Raw genomic sequence first — 13,467 nt, 5'->3', positions numbered from 1 at the left:
CAGCGCGTCGCCCTCGGCTCGCCGGAAAGCAACCTCCCTACCAGTTACCATACGGATAGCGCTTCCCCTCGATAAAAGTGCGGATGAATGGATCGTAACCATTAGCCTCGATATAACTGAAATCAATCCGGTTAGGAACGTTTTTGCATATCAGCATATCATCCCCTGTCAGGGTGAACTGCCTGGCGGGATGCTGGAGCACAACAGGATTACGGTTATCCTTCAGCCATACTCTGACTTTTCCTTCCGGGGCCAGACCTATTATCATTTTGTTTCGGTAATACGTATTACCGGGACGATAGGTATCAGGATAGGCTGTGAGCATCTGCTGCCAGGTCTCCCGGCTGAACCAGATCTCCGTCTCATACGCCTTTTTGTCGATAACCGAGTCCCAGCACACCGTCATCCTGACCGGCAGCGCCTTGCCAATATTAAAATTGGCTGGAAAACCGCCTACACGCTGGCTCCATGTTCCCACGCTGCCCTGGCTGGGTTCGGTCGGATCAAGTCGCCGGAAAATACTTTCCCGGATATCCCCGTCCTCCAGATACACCATGGTCACCAGTGCCGGCAGGTTGGCTGGATAGAAAAAATTAAAGTGCCAGTGATCGTAGGGCAGCTTCTGTCCATACTGTTCCACGCCGTCCCCTAACAGCGTTTTCACACCTGCCCGACGGTCATGGCAGCCTGAAAGCACTATGACGCCCAGTACAGCTACCATAAGAGGTAATCGCTTCATCCCTGCCTCCTCAGAAAAATCCGTCCAGCGCGTCCGCATTCGCCCGCGCCCTGTCTTCCCACTGCTGCTGGTCGTCCATCCGCCATACCGTCCGCACCCACCCTTTGGCAGGAGCCATCGGCCACACGAAGGAGCGTTCATCCGTCGGCGCATAGTGGTTTCGCAGAAAAACCTCTCCCGAAGACGGACTCACCCACAGGCTCAGGTCAGAGTCGATGTTCCAGTTCGCTGAACAGTGCAGATAACGCCCAATGGTCCGCATATCCTCTGCAGTAAAGCCCTCAGGCTCTACGCCCAGCCGGACTGCGCGCCCCTGTGCTATCGCTTTCTCACACAAGGGAAGTAGTTCTGACGGCAGTGCCAGCTCCTTGTTACTGCTGAGTATTGGTGCAAAGATAACCCCGGCGTTCTGTGCCGCATCGAGCATCACGCGCATACTCACCTTTTCCCAGTCGTTCGGCACCGCCTGGCGAGTCATAAATACCGCCGCGCCGGATTTCTTCTCAAAAATAAACGCCCGTGCCTTATCCCGGTTAACCAGTGGCCACGAAATCATTTTCGTCTCCACCTCACCATGCGGCATCAGGTACTTCAGCGCTGGCAGCGAATATAGCGTCTGACGCATCTTCTCCGCCTTACGGTATACTGCCGTCTGCATTTCATCCGAGCTTTCCGGTATCACTTCAAAGTCCGGCATCGTCAGCAGGGATATTTCATCCTCTCCCGCGTTGTAGCCTCCGCCGATATCCGAGTGCGCACCCGGCAGCGCCAGCTCCGGCCACATCCCCGCTATGCTGTTCAGGCTGAAGTTATATCTGCACTCGTGCATTGCGCTTATCTGAAACACCTTCTGCGCCACCGAGGGACGCAGTTCGAGGTTGACGCCGGGGTTGCTGCGCCCGTTGATGCCATAGAAGTTCAGCAGACTCCCGATGGCCGCCACCGTGTCAAACAGTCCCAGAAAGCGTACCTCTCCCGCCGCTTTTCCATGGTGCCCTGTCAGGTCTAACCCTTTGTCTATCGCCGCCGCTATCTCCGTGTCCTGGTTCATCACCCGGTTGGCAAAGTGCCGCGCTGCCGCTGCCCCGCGGCTGAAACCGAACACGTCAAACTGCACCTTCGCTATTGCTACCTCTGTGCTGTTAACATCAATGAATTCCCTGAGCGCCGTGATAATTTTATCCAGCGCCTCATCGGTCTTTGTCACCACCCCCTCAAACTGCCGGATAAGACTGCCGCCCAGCGCTTTACCCATCGTCGAGTCGCTTTCCCCGTCCGCCGTGCCGATACCACATACGTAGGCTTTGACCTGCGCCTCTACTTCGCCGTTTTTAAGTTCATTATGCTGCTGGTAAAGATCGAAAAGCCGCGAAATATTAGTGGGGCCCCCCTGCCAGCTTGCGTTCCCCAACCCTGCTCTGGCATGCTTTTCATACTTCTCGCACGCCCTGGCACGATCCTCGCCGACCAGACCGGCGCAGTGGGCATACGCCAGCCGCAGATCGTCTGAATTCGCCCGGTTATTCCCCGTGCCGTCAAAGAAGACACCTACGGTCAGCGTGATCCCCCTGACTGGCACCCGTCGGCACTGGACGACTTTTTCTGTGCAGTGAATACTGGTTCGGTGGGTATTGTCTCCAATAATTTCATACCGGTAATAGCGGGTATCTTCCGGCGCAGCCTTCTCGTTTGTGCCCATGAAAAGTCCTTTTAATTTCGCGGGTTAATAATTATCGCATCTTACCTTAACTAAAATCAGTGTTCTATCTTCGATATCTTCCATCCAGAAGAACTACTGAGAACAGGATATAAGTAGTGATAACCTTTATAAGGATGCCGTTCGCGTCCTCTTGTAGGCTCATAGCTTCGCGAGAGTAATTGAGTCCATGTCTTCGCAATTCGGTTCTTATGAACAGTATGGAGTAACGTTTCAAGACAATAAATTTCAGTTGACCGTCAGTTGCGGTTGGCGATGAATCTTTGCGCTGCATGGTTAAACTGAATCTTTTGAGAAATATTAAAAAGACAAAGTGGGTTCAAGGACTAAAGCCATCATTTCATATTTGCTGATATTTAAATAAAACTTCTTATAAGTCTTTAGATAATCATATAATGAAAAAGTCACCCCCTGGATAATTGAATGGCCAGCAAATAAAATAAACCATAAAATCAATAAATTATAAAAACTGATTTTCTGCCTATTTAAATCACATCTAAGATTAAGTGTTGTAGTAGCGTTTTTCCTTAGGAAATACCCCCTCGATGTATGATTAATGTTAGATAATACCGAACTGATAAAAATTAAATTTTTTACGAGTTCAAACTGTACTCTGCAAGGGAACGTTACTTCTCCCCGTCCCCAATCCGGCTGTCGATCCTCTCCAGCATATAGTCATAAAACGGGTTCGAGGTGACCCGCATCAGCGCCTCTTTGCCGACGCTCAGCACGGACGTCTCTCCCCACAGCGCAATTGTCCCCAGACTGATGCCATAGCGGTTTTTCACGCCAGGCTCGCGGCCATAGAGATCGTCATCCGGCGGGAACGGCACGGCAACGTGCGACAACGAATAGACATGCTGTGGCCAGGACTGCGCAAGCGGCAAGACCGTCTCCTGCGTGCTGCCGGCCGGGGTGGTTTTCGCTACCGCCGGGAAACTGTGCTCGTCCGCATTGGTGATAACCGTGACACTGTAACGCCTCTGTGCAACCGGCAGTAGCGCCGAGGTTGCCGTCCACGACGACGGTTTGAACAGCGGGCGGAAGCTGGCAGCCTGATTGATGTCAAATACCACCAGCTCGCTGCCGTTTGCCGGAAGCTGGTCAAACAGACCGGTGACCACCGCGCGGGTGCTGACCGTGGAATCCATCACCGACTGGAACGCCAGCACCGGCGGCAAATTCTCCAGCCTGTTTTCCCGCGCCGCGCGGCCAATCTGCTCCTGCAGGGCTTTCGTCAGCAGCCACGACTGGCGGGCGGCGTTAACCGGGAAAGAATTGTATTTATACGGGTTATATTCCGGGGCGATATTCAGCCACGCCGCTTTGGCAAATGCTGGCAGCAGCGCCGGTAGCCCGGCGAAACCGGCGAACCGCGCAAAGGCCGTCACGCCGATCATCGGCGAAAGCAGTATCACCTGCTGCGGTTTTCGCAGCGCAGGCGCGTCCAGCGCATCGAGGGCATATTTCATCGCCAGCGCTCCGCCGTTGGAGTAACCCACCAGATGCAACGGCACATGCTCTCCCGCCAGACGCGTGGCTTCCCGCACGGCAAGGCGCGTCGCCGCCAGCCACATCTCCCAGTCCACGTCAGTAAGCGCGCCAGGCGCGGTGCCGTGCCCGGGCAGGCGTGGAACCACGGCCACAAAACCGTGCTGCTGATAGTTCAGGGCCAGGTGCCTGACGCTGTAAGGCGAGTCCGTCAACCCGTGCAGCAGCACTACCGCGCCGCGGGGCTTTCCGGGTGGCATCAGCACAAATGAGCGGTTGGCATCGGGTGAAAACTGACCAGGCCACACCAGGCTCTGGCGATAATAACGGTTTAGCGGCGTTTGCTCCTCGTGCCCTGTTTTCACCGTTACCGCGTTATCCAGCTCGGCGAAAATCGCCTTTTCCCGGGTGAGATACCCGGCAAAATCGGCGTTATCCAGCTCGCGCACGGACATTTCATCTGCCCGCCAGGTGTGCCAAAGGTGCAGTTCCGGTCCCTGTTGCGAAAGATACACCCGCACCGCCAGCAGGACGACCACGACGATCCCCGCAACCATCGCCATTTTCTTTGCAAGCGCGATAACGCGCACGCTGACACGCCAGGGCAGATTCGCCATGCCGGGATCCCTTTTATTTTCACAGTGCTTCTATCTTATCAAAAATGTGAACAAGCTGACGTATTCACCAAATTCATACCTGCCGCGTCAGACAGTGCACCAAAAGTGAACTACGCTGCACAAATGTTGATCATTCGTTAAACAAATATTGCATGAATTTTACCACACAGCGGGTTTTACTCGCCCTGTGAACATGGCACGCGTCATGCATTGTTAACGTGGTAACAGAAATCTGGCTTTTGACAGCCAGTTAACAGCGAGGCGGTATGACGACGAAACCAGAGATGTTGAATCGTATCGAAGCGATCTTCAGCCAGCTAACGCCCAGCGAAAAGCGGGTTGCTAGCTGGCTGCTGGCGCACGCCGCGCAGATCCCGTTTGAAACGGCGGAGAGCGTCGGTCTGGCGAGCGGAACCAGCGGGATCACCGTCGGACGCTTCCTGCGCAAGCTGGGGTATCGCAATCTTGAAGATGCCAAAAAGAGCCTGCGCGACCCGTATCAGCCCTGGGGCATGAACGAGCGGCTGGACTCCTGGCAGCAGCAGCGCCCTCTGCCCAACCGACTTCAGCACGCCCTGTCGCTGGAAGTGGACGCCATCACCCAGGTGTACCAGCTGGCGCAAACGGACGTCTTCCGCCAGGTGGTGCATAGCCTTGCTCACGCCGACGCGGTATTTGTGCTGGGGATCCAGTCCACGCGCGGGATCGCCAACGCCTTCTTTAGCCACCTCGAGTACCTTCGTCCGCGGGTGAGCTATTCTGAAGGCGCATCCGGGAGCTGGGTTGAATCCCTGAACTCGGGGTTTGCGCATCCCTACGTCGTGCTGACCGATACCCGCACCTACTCCACAATGGCGCGCCAGTACTGCCGCGTCGCGAGCGAGAAAGGCATTCCGCTGGCCTTAATTACCGACATCTGGTGCCCCTGGGCGCGGGATTACCCGCTTGATTTGCTGCAGGTGAAAACCGATACCGGTCATTTCTGGGATTCCCTTGCCCCGGTGAGCTGCCTGTTCAACCTGCTGCTGTCGGGCGTGGTGGAAGCACTCGGTGATGCGCTTCCGGCGCGCCTGGCGGTCAACCGGGAATTACAACAAGAGTTTGGACAATTCGAACGCTAAAGGAGCGGAGCTATGCCCGAAGAGAGTCAACTGATTGATGTGGCGAAGACCTTTCCCACGCTGCATATCGATCTGAAATACGCCACCGCCGACAACATCACCGGCCGCCCGATTTATCAGGAGGCGCTGTGCCTGCTGCATACCGACGCCGCCACCGCGCTGGCAAAAGCCATCAGCATTGCCGCGCTGGCCGGGCTGAAGCTGGTGGTCTACGACGCCTATCGACCGCAGCAGGCGCAGGCCCGGCTGTGGGATGCCTGCCCGAACCCGGAATATGTCGTCGACGTGGCGATTGGCTCCAATCACAGCCGCGGTACGGCCATCGACGTCACGCTGATGGACGAACATAACGTCGTGCTGGATATGGGGGCCGGTTTTGACGAAATGCACGACCGCTCGCATCCGTATCACCCCTCTGTGCCGCCGCACGCCCAGCGCAACCGTCTGCTGTTGAACGCCATCATGTTCGGCGGCGGTTTTGTCGGGATTGCCAGCGAATGGTGGCACTTCGAACTGCCGAACGCCGCCAGCTACCCGCTGCTTGAAGACCGTTTTGCCTGTTTTCCCCAGACGCACACCTCTCTTTAAACCTGGAGCACTGCCATGAAAACATCGCTTCTCTCGACCATCATTGCCGCTACGCTGGCCCTGAGCGCCCCGCTGGCACTGGCTGCCGTCCCGAAAGATATGCTGGCGATCGGTAAAGCCGCCGACCCGCAAACGCTCGATCCTGCCATCACCATTGATAACAACGACTGGACCGTTACCTATCCGTCCTACCAGCGTCTGGTCAAGTACAAACCCGGTTCGACCGAGGTGGAAGGCGATCTGTCGACGGGCTGGAAAGCCTCCGACGACCAGAAGGAGTGGACGTTTACCCTGGCGGATAACGCCAAATTCTCCGACGGCACGCCGGTCACCGCCGAGGCGGTCAAACTCTCCTTTGAGCGCCTGCTGAAACTCAGCCAGGGGCCGTCTGAAGCCTTCCCGAAAGACCTGAAAGTGGAGGCCATTGATGACCACACGGTGAAATTCACCCTCAGCCAGCCGTTCGCCCCCTTCCTCTACACCCTGGCGAATGACGGAGCCTCCATCATTAACCCGGCGGTGCTGAAGGCCAATGCCGCGGACGACGCGCGCGGGTTTCTGGCGCAAAACACTGCCGGCTCCGGGCCGTTCATGCTGAAAAGCTGGCAGAAAGGCCAGCAGTTGATCCTGGTACCGAATCCCCACTGGCCGGGCGAAAAGCCGCACTTTAAGCGCGTGTCGGTGAAAATTATCGGTGAAAGCGCCTCCCGCCGGCTGCAGCTTTCCCGCGGCGACCTGGACATTGCTGATTCTCTGCCGGTCGATCAGCTCGCGGCTCTCAAGCAGGAAGGGAAAGTGGCCGTCGCGGAATACCCCTCCTTACGCGTGACCTATCTCTACCTCAACAACAGCAAAGCCCCGCTCAACCAGGTGGATTTACGCCGGGCCGTCTCCTGGGCGACGGACTATCAGGGCATGGTCAAAGGCATTCTGAGCGGCAATGGCAAGCAGATGCGTGGCCCGATCCCGGAAGGCATGTGGGGCTATGACGCCACGGCCATGCAGTACAGTTTTGACGAGGCCAAAGCCAAAGCGGCCCTGGAGAAGGTGAAAGATAAGCCCGCCAGCCTGACCTTCCTCTACTCGGACAACGATCCGAACTGGGAGCCTATCGCGCTTTCCACGCAGGCCAGCCTTGGCAAGATCGGCATTAACGTCAAGCTGGAGAAACTGGCCAACGCCACCATGCGTGACCGCGTCGGCAAAGGCGATTACGACATCGCCATCGGTAACTGGAGCCCGGACTTTGCCGACCCGTACATGTTCATGAACTACTGGTTTGAATCGGACAAAAAAGGGCTGCCGGGCAACCGTTCGTTCTATGAGAACAAAGAGGTCGATTCGCTGCTGCAGGCCGCGCTGAAAACCACGGACCAGGCGGAGCGCACCAAAGATTACCAGCAGGCGCAAAAGGTGGTGATTGACGAGGCGGCCTACGTTTATCTGTTCCAGAAGAACTACCAACTGGCGATGAACAAAGAGGTCAAAGGCTTCACCTTTAATCCGATGCTCGAGCAGGTATTCAACATCGCTACCATGAGTAAGTAACCGTTTCGCCGGGGGAAAGTGTATGACGTTCTGGAGCATTGTGCGCCAGCGCTGCTGGGGGTTACTCCTGGTGGTGGCCGGTGTCTGTATTATCACGTTTATTATTTCGCACCTGATCCCCGGCGATCCGGCTCGTCTGCTGGCCGGTGACCGCGCCAGCGACGAAATCGTGCAGAACATTCGCCAGCAGCTGGGGCTGGATCAGCCGCTGTATGTTCAGTTTGGCCGCTACGTGAATGCTCTGGCCCATGGGGATTTAGGCACTTCCATTCGTACCGGACGTCCGGTCGCCGAGGATCTGAAGGCCTTTTTCCCCGCCACGCTGGAGCTGGCCTTCTGTTCTCTGCTGCTGGCGCTGGTCATTGGCGTGCCGCTGGGGATTTTGTCAGCGGTGTACCGTAACCGCTGGCTGGATCATCTGGTGCGGCTGATGGCGATGACCGGCATTTCCACCCCGGCCTTCTGGCTCGGTCTGGGCGTCATTGTGCTGTTCTACGGACATCTGCAGCTTTTGCCCGGCGGCGGCAGGCTGGATGACTGGCTCGACCCGCCGACACACGTCACCGGTTTTTATCTGCTGGATGCGCTGCTGGAAGGCAACGGCGAGGTCTTTTTCAATGCGCTTCAGCACCTGATTTTACCCTCGCTGACGCTGGCGTTTGTGCATCTCGGCATCGTGGCGCGTCAGGTTCGCTCGGCGATGCTGGAGCAGCTTAGCGAGGACTACATCCGCACCGCCCGCGCCAGCGGCCTGCCCGGCTGGTATATCGTCCTGCGCTACGCCCTGCCCAATGCGATGATTCCGTCCATTACCGTGTTGGGGCTGGCGCTGGGGGATCTCCTCTACGGCGCTGTACTCACCGAAACCGTTTTTGCCTGGCCGGGGATGGGAGCCTGGGTGGTAACGTCCATTCAGGCGCTTGATTTCCCTGCCGTGATGGGCTTTGCGGTCGTCGTTTCACTGGCCTACGTGCTGGTTAATCTGGTGGTCGATCTGCTTTACCTGTGGATTGACCCGCGAATCGGGCGCGGAGGTGCCGAATGATGTTGACTCAGGAAACGTCCGTCCCTGTTAAGCGCGCCAGGCAACGTATCAACTGGGCAAAACTGTTCTGGATGCTGCGTCAAAGCCCGCTCACGATCGTTGGCGGCGTCATTATGCTGGTGATGCTTTTCATTATGGTGGCCGCGCCGTGGATCGTACCGCATGACCCGAACGCGCTGGATCTGACTGCTCGCCTGCAGGCGCCGTCTGCGCAGCACTGGTTTGGCACCGATGAGGTGGGACGGGATCTGTTCAGCCGCGTACTGGCGGGCAGCCAGCAGTCGATTACTGCCGGGCTGGCAGTGGTGGTGATTGCAGGAGGTATCGGCTCGCTGGTGGGCTGTTTGTCCGGCGTACTGGGCGGGCGCGGCGACGCCATTATTATGCGGGTGATGGACATTATGCTCTCCATTCCTTCCCTGGTGCTGACCATGGCGCTGGCGGCAGCGCTCGGGCCGAGCCTGTTTAACGCCATGCTGGCAATCGCCATTGTCCGCATTCCGTTTTACGTGCGCCTGGCGCGCGGGCAAACCCTGGTGGTGCGCCAGTTTACCTACGTTCAGGCCGCCCGCACGTTTGGGGCATCCCGCTGGCATTTGATCAACTGGCATATCCTGCGCAACGCCCTGCCGCCGCTGATTGTGCAGGCTTCGCTGGACATTGGCAGCGCCATTCTGATGGCCGCCACGCTGGGCTTTATTGGCCTCGGCGCGCAGCAGCCCACCGCCGAATGGGGCGCGATGGTGGCCGTTGGCCGCAATTACGTTCTGGACCAGTGGTGGTACTGCGCGTTTCCCGGTGCGGCGATTTTGATAACCGCCGTGGGCTTTAACCTGTTTGGCGATGGCATCCGCGATCTGCTGGATCCGAAATCGGGGGGAAAACAGTGATGACCGAACCGGTACTTAGCATTGAAGACCTGCACCTGAGCTTTCCGATTTTTCGCGGGGAGGTCCACGCGCTGAACCACGTCTCGCTGGAGATTAACAGGGGGGAAATTGTCGGCGTGGTGGGCGAATCGGGATCCGGTAAATCGGTTACCGCCATGCTCGCCATGCGGCTGCTGCCGGAGGGCAGCTATCGTATTCATCATGGTCAGGTGAAATTACTCGGCGAAAATGTCCTGACGGCCTCCGAGAAACAGCTTCGCCAGTGGCGCGGTGCGCGGGTGGCGATGATTTTTCAGGAGCCGATGACCGCCCTCAACCCGACGCGTCGGATAGGCAAACAGATGGTGGAGGTGATCCGCCAGCATCAGCCCCTTTCGCGGCGCGAGGCGCAGCAGAAGGCGATGAGCCTGCTGGAAGAGATGCAGATCCCGGACGCGAAGGCGGTGATGGCGCGCTATCCCTTTGAACTCTCAGGCGGTATGCGCCAGCGGGTGATGATCGCCCTTGCCTTCTCCTGCGAGCCGGAGCTGATTATCGCCGACGAACCCACCACCGCGCTGGATGTCACCGTCCAGCTGCAGGTGCTGCGCTTGCTGAAGCATAAAGCTCGAGCCAGCGGCACCTCGGTGCTGTTTATCAGCCATGATATGGCTGTGGTGTCGCAGCTCTGCGACAGAGTGTATGTAATGTATGCCGGCAGCGTGATCGAGAGCGGAGCCACACAAACGCTGATCCACCAGCCCGTACATCCCTACTCCATTGGCCTGCTGCAGTGCGCCCCGGAAAACGGCCAGCCGCGCGACCTGCTCCCCGCCATCCCCGGTACGGTGCCTAACCTCAGCCAGCTTCCGCAGGGGTGCGCGTTCCGCGAACGCTGCTTTGCCGCCGGGGCTAAATGCAGCGAAACGCCGCGCTTACACCCTTCTGGCGCAGAGGGCCAACAGGCTGCCTGCTGGTATCCACAACGGGAGAAAACCCATGTCTGATGTACTGCTGGAACTGGATGGCGTGCACGTGAACTTTGCGGCGCGCAAAAACTGGCTGGGGCGCGTCACGGAACAGGTGCATGCGCTCAACGGGCTCGACCTGCAGATCCGTCGCGGGGAAACGCTCGGTATTGTCGGGGAATCCGGCTGCGGGAAAAGCACGCTTGCCCAGTTACTGATGGGCATGCTTAAGCCCAGCACCGGCGCATGTCAGCGGACGTCCCACGCGGGCGGTATGCAGATGGTATTTCAGGATCCGCTCTCCTCGCTCGACCCGCGCCTGCCGGTCTGGCGCATCATCACCGAACCGGTGTGGGTGCAAAAACGCAGCAGCGAGCGGGAGCGACGTCAGCTGGCTGAACACCTGGCGCTGCAGGTGGGTATTCGCCCGGAATATCTCGACCGCCTTCCGCACGCTTTCTCCGGCGGGCAGCGCCAGCGCATCGCCATCGCCCGGGCGCTCTCGTCCGATCCGGACATCATCGTGCTCGATGAACCCACCAGCGCGCTGGATATCTCCGTACAGGCGCAGATCCTCAACCTGCTGGTGACGCTACAGCAGCAGCGTAATCTGACCTACGTGTTAATCTCGCATAACGTCTCGGTGGTCAGGCACATGAGCGATCGCGTGGCGGTGATGTACCTCGGGCAGATTGTCGAGCTGGGCAGCGCCGCGCAGGTTCTGGGCGCGCCGCGCCATCCCTATACCCGTCTGTTGCTTGATTCGGTCCCCCGCACCGGTGAACCGCTGGACGAAAATCTGGCCTTGCGCAAAACGGAGCTTCCCGGCAACCGTCATCTGCCTGAAGGCTGTTTTTTCCGCGACCGTTGCCCGATGGCAACGCAGGGATGTGAACGTCCCCAGCCGTTACAGCCCTCTCACGAGGGCCGTAACGTCCGCTGCTGGCGTAATCGGGATTAGATTTGCGCCATCCCGCCGTCCACAAACAGCTCGGTGGCGTTAATAAAGCTGGCCGCGTCGGAGGCCAGAAACGCCACCGCTTTCCCCACTTCACCCGGCGCACCTAAACGTCCCAGAGGTACCTGAGCGGCCAGTGCGTCATACAGCCCCTGACGCTGTTCTTCCGGCACCAGGTCGCCAAGACCCGGGGTTTTGATCGGGCCCGGGCTCACCACGTTGACGCGGATCCCCCGGCCCTGCAGATCCAGCGCCCAGGAGCGGGCAAAGTTGCGCACGGCCGCTTTGCTGGCGCTGTATACGCTAAAATTTGCCGTCCCCTTAATGGAGACCGTCGAGCCGGTCAGAATAATCGACGATCCGGCGGAGAGCAGCGGCAGCGCCTTCTGCACCGTAAACAGTACCCCACGAACGTTGGTGCCAAATATCCGGTCAAACTGCTCTTCGGTGATCGCGCCCAGCGGCAGCATATCGCCGCCACCGGCATTGGCGAACAGGATATCAAGACGGCCTTCTTCTTTGGCTATCCGGGCATAGACCTCATCAAGATCGGCAAGCTTAGAGACGTCCGCGCGAATGCCCACTGCGTTAGACGCAATCTCTGCTACCGCGGCGTCCAGCTCGGCCTGACGACGTCCGGTGATGTACACCCTGGCGCCCTGTGCCGCCAGCTCCTTCGCCGTGGCAAGTCCAATACCGGTGCTGCCGCCAGTGACCAGTGCGATTTTTCCTGAGAGTGTTGTGTTCATGTCATTTACCTTTTGTTGGGTTTACGTTGCGCGCTTTCGCTCGCGTTGCACAGACTTTAGCCCTTGCGGTATTAGTGAAAAATGGGCAAAAATGAAAATGACTATGCACCTACAGAAATAATCAGGGGATATCATGGACCAGCTTATGGCGATGCGCGCCTTCACGCGGGTGGTGGAAACCGGCAGTTTTACCCGCGCGGCGGACTCGCTGAATATGCCGATAGCCACTCTGAGCAAGCTTGTAAAAGCGCTTGAGGCGCATCTGCAGATACGCCTTTTGCACCGCACCACCCGCCGGGTCGCCGCGACGCCGGAAGGAGCGGATTACTATGAAAAAGCGCTGAGGGTCTTGATAGATATCGAAGATATCGATACCTCTTTTCGCGTTTCCCGCGCCACGCCAAAAGGGCACTTGCGGGTAGACGTGGGCGGATCCACCGCCCGTGACGTGCTCATCCCCCTGCTGCCGGATTTCATGCAGCGTTATCCGGATATTCGCATCGACCTTGGCGTGGCCGATCGTCCGGTAGACCTGATCAGCGGAAACGTGGATTGTGTGATCCGCGGCGGCCCGTTGAACGACTCGACCCTCATTGCCCGTCATCTCGGGAGCGCCGAAATGGTTACCTGCGCGACGCCAGGTTATCTGAAAGATCATGGGGTTCCGGCCTATCCGCAGGAGCTGTGCAATGGTCACAAGCTCATTAGCTACCTTTCGCCCATTACCGGGCGGGCATTTCCGTTTCGCTTTAGTGAGAACGGCGAGACGCTGGAAATCAATATTCCACATTATCTTGGCGTCAATGAAAGCAATGCCCATCTGGCGGCTGCCGTCGCGGGGTTGGGGATTGTGCAGACCTTTGCGTATTCGGCAAATGCGTATTTACAGACGGGGACACTGAAGGCAATACTCGGCAACTGGCGCCCTGCCGCTTATCCGTTTCATGTGGTTTACCCGCAGAACCGACATTTGACCCATCGTCTAAAGGTGTTTATTGCGTGGCTGGCGGACGTGTTTCCCGCCGCGCTGAAGGGATAGCCGGGCGCTAACCCGGCT

The 13,467-nt window shown here is 58.0% G+C and carries 12 protein-coding genes; 8 read left to right on the top strand and 4 right to left on the bottom strand.

Annotated features, from left to right (window positions below):
• Positions 1–37 precede the first annotated feature (37 nt).
• The 3 genes from GM298_RS01335 to GM298_RS01325 form a co-directional block, all read right to left on the bottom strand.
• Entirely contained in the window at positions 38–739 is a 702-nt protein-coding gene (locus GM298_RS01335; protein ID WP_266153380.1) for a DUF2931 family protein, read from the bottom strand.
• Positions 740–749: 10 nt separating this feature from the next.
• Complete coding sequence (locus tag GM298_RS01330) at positions 750–2,438, bottom strand: T6SS phospholipase effector Tle1-like catalytic domain-containing protein (RefSeq protein WP_266153379.1); 1,689 nt, start codon at positions 2,436–2,438, stop codon at positions 750–752.
• Between the two features lie 644 nt (positions 2,439–3,082).
• Positions 3,083–4,564: an alpha/beta hydrolase gene (locus tag GM298_RS01325; protein WP_266153378.1), complete on the bottom strand. Its 1,482-nt coding sequence runs from the start codon at positions 4,562–4,564 to the stop codon at positions 3,083–3,085.
• Positions 4,565–4,830: 266 nt separating this feature from the next.
• Between GM298_RS01325 and GM298_RS01320 the strand changes: the two genes are divergently transcribed.
• The 7 genes from GM298_RS01320 to GM298_RS01290 are packed head-to-tail and all read left to right on the top strand — an operon-like array spanning position 4,831 to position 11,664.
• Positions 4,831–5,685: a MurR/RpiR family transcriptional regulator gene (locus GM298_RS01320; protein ID WP_126800758.1), complete on the top strand. Its 855-nt coding sequence runs from the start codon at positions 4,831–4,833 to the stop codon at positions 5,683–5,685.
• Between the two features lie 12 nt (positions 5,686–5,697).
• Positions 5,698–6,273 carry a D-alanyl-D-alanine dipeptidase gene (gene ddpX, locus GM298_RS01315; RefSeq protein ID WP_045285768.1) on the top strand — a complete coding sequence of 192 codons (576 nt, stop codon included), beginning with the start codon at positions 5,698–5,700 and terminating at the stop codon, positions 6,271–6,273.
• A 15-nt stretch (positions 6,274–6,288) separates the two neighbouring features.
• Positions 6,289–7,821, top strand: a complete 1,533-nt coding sequence (locus GM298_RS01310; protein ID WP_059386670.1) for an ABC transporter substrate-binding protein — start codon at positions 6,289–6,291, stop codon at positions 7,819–7,821.
• Positions 7,822–7,843: 22 nt separating this feature from the next.
• Positions 7,844–8,866 (top strand): ABC transporter permease, encoded by a 1,023-nt coding sequence (locus GM298_RS01305; RefSeq protein ID WP_059386669.1) that lies wholly within the window; start codon positions 7,844–7,846, stop codon positions 8,864–8,866.
• Positions 8,863–9,756, top strand: coding sequence for a D,D-dipeptide ABC transporter permease (ddpC, locus tag GM298_RS01300; protein ID WP_266153373.1), 894 nt, complete (start codon positions 8,863–8,865; stop codon positions 9,754–9,756). The genes GM298_RS01305 and ddpC overlap by 4 nt, the downstream gene beginning before the upstream one ends.
• Positions 9,756–10,742, top strand: a complete 987-nt coding sequence (locus GM298_RS01295; RefSeq protein WP_025756510.1) for an ABC transporter ATP-binding protein — start codon at positions 9,756–9,758, stop codon at positions 10,740–10,742. The genes ddpC and GM298_RS01295 overlap by 1 nt, the downstream gene beginning before the upstream one ends.
• Positions 10,735–11,664 carry an ABC transporter ATP-binding protein gene (locus GM298_RS01290; protein ID WP_262784086.1) on the top strand — a complete coding sequence of 310 codons (930 nt, stop codon included), beginning with the start codon at positions 10,735–10,737 and terminating at the stop codon, positions 11,662–11,664. The genes GM298_RS01295 and GM298_RS01290 overlap by 8 nt, the downstream gene beginning before the upstream one ends.
• Here the strand turns inward: GM298_RS01290 and GM298_RS01285 are convergent.
• The gene (locus GM298_RS01285) at positions 11,661–12,410 is read right to left on the bottom strand and encodes an SDR family NAD(P)-dependent oxidoreductase (RefSeq protein ID WP_045285774.1); all 750 of its coding nucleotides are present in this window, start codon (positions 12,408–12,410) and stop codon (positions 11,661–11,663) included. The two genes, GM298_RS01290 and GM298_RS01285, sit on opposite strands and share 4 nt — an antisense overlap.
• Positions 12,411–12,543: 133 nt before the next feature.
• Between GM298_RS01285 and GM298_RS01280 the strand changes: the two genes are divergently transcribed.
• Positions 12,544–13,449, top strand: coding sequence for a LysR family transcriptional regulator (locus tag GM298_RS01280; protein WP_045285775.1), 906 nt, complete (start codon positions 12,544–12,546; stop codon positions 13,447–13,449).
• The last annotated feature ends 18 nt before the right edge of the window (positions 13,450–13,467 follow it).

This window comes from Enterobacter sp. HSTU-ASh6 (genome assembly GCF_026319105.1).
Lineage (GTDB): Bacteria > Pseudomonadota > Gammaproteobacteria > Enterobacterales > Enterobacteriaceae > Enterobacter > Enterobacter sichuanensis.
The sequence above is the reverse complement of the archived record's forward strand: the minus strand, read 5'-3'. Positions and strand labels throughout refer to the sequence as shown.

Excerpts from the sequence above, each read along its gene's own strand:
- ddpX (WP_045285768.1), top strand. The coding sequence starts at position 5,698 with ATGCCCGAAGAGAGTCAACTGATTGATGTGGCGAAGACCTTTCCCACG.
- GM298_RS01310 (WP_059386670.1), top strand. The coding sequence starts at position 6,289 with ATGAAAACATCGCTTCTCTCGACCATCATTGCCGCTACGCTGGCCCTG.
- GM298_RS01335 (WP_266153380.1), bottom strand. The coding sequence starts at position 739 with ATGAAGCGATTACCTCTTATGGTAGCTGTACTGGGCGTCATAGTGCTT.
- GM298_RS01285 (WP_045285774.1), bottom strand. The coding sequence starts at position 12,410 with ATGAACACAACACTCTCAGGAAAAATCGCACTGGTCACTGGCGGCAGC.
- GM298_RS01330 (WP_266153379.1), bottom strand. The coding sequence starts at position 2,438 with ATGGGCACAAACGAGAAGGCTGCGCCGGAAGATACCCGCTATTACCGG.
- GM298_RS01325 (WP_266153378.1), bottom strand. The coding sequence starts at position 4,564 with ATGGCGAATCTGCCCTGGCGTGTCAGCGTGCGCGTTATCGCGCTTGCA.
- GM298_RS01320 (WP_126800758.1), top strand. The coding sequence starts at position 4,831 with ATGACGACGAAACCAGAGATGTTGAATCGTATCGAAGCGATCTTCAGC.
- GM298_RS01295 (WP_025756510.1), top strand. The coding sequence starts at position 9,756 with ATGACCGAACCGGTACTTAGCATTGAAGACCTGCACCTGAGCTTTCCG.
- ddpC (WP_266153373.1), top strand. The coding sequence starts at position 8,863 with ATGATGTTGACTCAGGAAACGTCCGTCCCTGTTAAGCGCGCCAGGCAA.
- GM298_RS01305 (WP_059386669.1), top strand. The coding sequence starts at position 7,844 with ATGACGTTCTGGAGCATTGTGCGCCAGCGCTGCTGGGGGTTACTCCTG.
- GM298_RS01290 (WP_262784086.1), top strand. The coding sequence starts at position 10,735 with ATGTCTGATGTACTGCTGGAACTGGATGGCGTGCACGTGAACTTTGCG.
- GM298_RS01280 (WP_045285775.1), top strand. The coding sequence starts at position 12,544 with ATGGACCAGCTTATGGCGATGCGCGCCTTCACGCGGGTGGTGGAAACC.